This window comes from Persicirhabdus sediminis (genome assembly GCF_016595495.1).
GTDB lineage: Bacteria > Verrucomicrobiota > Verrucomicrobiia > Verrucomicrobiales > Akkermansiaceae > Persicirhabdus > Persicirhabdus sediminis.
The window spans coordinates 1-895 of record NZ_JAENIM010000003.1 but is presented as its reverse complement, the minus strand read 5'-3'; the positions used below and the strand labels follow the sequence as shown (position 1 = coordinate 895).

Annotated in this window: 1 rRNA gene; it reads left to right on the top strand. The window is 47.7% G+C overall.

The annotated features are described in order from the left end of the window. The first annotated feature begins 91 nt into the window (after positions 1-91). Positions 92-207: ribosomal RNA gene (gene rrf / locus JIN82_RS00025) — 5S ribosomal RNA — on the top strand. Positions 208-895: the final 688 nt, after the last annotated feature.

Genomic DNA, 895 nt, shown 5'->3' with positions numbered 1-895 from the left:
TCCAGCCAGCTAAGGCCAATAGAAATCGACTGACCCCAAGCTCAGCATCAAGACCACTTGAAACTGAAAACTTGAAACTAGTCACTCGATTTCTGGTGACCATAGCACGGTGGAACCACCCGGTCCCATTCCGAACCCGGAAGTGAAACATTGTTGCGCCGATGGTAGTGTGGCGATAGGCCATGTGAGAGTAGGTCGTTGCCAGGTTTATATGCCCTTACTAAGTGAAAGCTTAGTAAGGGCTTTTTTGTGCCCGCGACCCGCTGCGCGGGAGTGATCAGTGGGAATAAGTGATCAGTGAGCAGTGCAAGTACGGCCTGAAAGTACGGGCTGCGCCCTAAGGTGCGCTGCGCTGCAGGTGGAAGGTGCGCTTGCCAGCTCGCTGAAGGTTTTTGGGCATATATTGAAAGATGTCGCTAGAACTTTTTGTTATAGTCTAGCGTTCCGCGAAAACGATGATGATCGTGAATGCTTATTGATTTACGGGTGACTAACATATTTGCGTGCTTGACCGCCTCGCGCTTGGTTAGTCACTGTTATGCACTTGATAGAAGTGAGGGGTTCTTAAATTAGAATTCGAAGTGGGTCTAACTGCCGTTAATGCGCTTGGTAGTAGAAGCGTAACTCTAAGTTTACGATACTGGCGGCAGCTATGAAATTACTCACAAGAACTAGTGTATCGTCGAGCTGGTGGTTTAATCTGAGAATTAATCCACCTTATAGCCAGGTTTAAGGGCTGTAAATCTTACCAGCAGGGAGGCAAAATTGTATTTTGGCCAGCTGTGCTGCGGGTAGTTTGCTGAGGTGGTGGATTTTTGTGGAAATCGCTAAGGGTTGATTTTGTGGGCTTTGCGGGTGGTGGGTGAATTTTTTGTCACTTTCGGTGTAGTTTTAT